Source organism: Autumnicola lenta (assembly GCF_031846515.1).
GTDB classification, from domain to species: Bacteria; Bacteroidota; Bacteroidia; order Flavobacteriales; family Flavobacteriaceae; genus Autumnicola; species Autumnicola lenta.
In genome coordinates this window covers 1-488 of sequence record NZ_JAVRHO010000084.1, presented here as the reverse complement: position 1 = coordinate 488, position 488 = coordinate 1, and the positions used below count along the sequence as shown (strand labels likewise).

1 protein-coding gene is annotated in these 488 nt (G+C 37.7%); it reads right to left on the bottom strand.

Annotated features, from left to right (window positions below; genetic code table 11):
- Positions 1–292: 292 nt before the first annotated feature.
- Positions 293–488, bottom strand: a 196-nt coding sequence (locus RM545_RS17530; protein ID WP_311496579.1) for a hypothetical protein, incomplete at its 5' end; no start/stop codon positions are given.

The following is a 488-nucleotide window of genomic DNA, read 5'->3' as shown; positions in this document are numbered from 1 at the left end:
GCTGGCGCGCGTGATTGTCCGCAGGACAATCCGCTAAGCAAGCGAGCACGGACTTTCGATTCGAGACCAAATTAAGCATTGTTTTTATATGTTGTTACCCACTTTTGCGACACGTTTGAGTAAGCACCTTTTGGTATTTTTTTTCTCCACAGCCAGAGTAAAAGTCGGCATTTATTGTCCGTGATGAAAAACAAGCAAAAACCCTATTTCTGGAAATAACCGACCAAATAAACAAATCTCTTTTTTGTCCGTTCCCGTTATCGAAATTTTATCCGTCCAGTTAAAGTCCGTTTCACAACATTTTTTTCATCAGGTTTGCTTTTCCTTTCCTTAAAAATAATAGAAAAATCCATTTTTTTTGTCCGTCCTGTTCCCTACTCTTTACCGCTCCTGTATTTTTGTTTTGCGAAGCATTTTGCACCACAGATTTTTTAAAATAAATTTTTTCACAATTGCTCTGAAAAGTTTTTTTCGGAGCAATTGTGGGT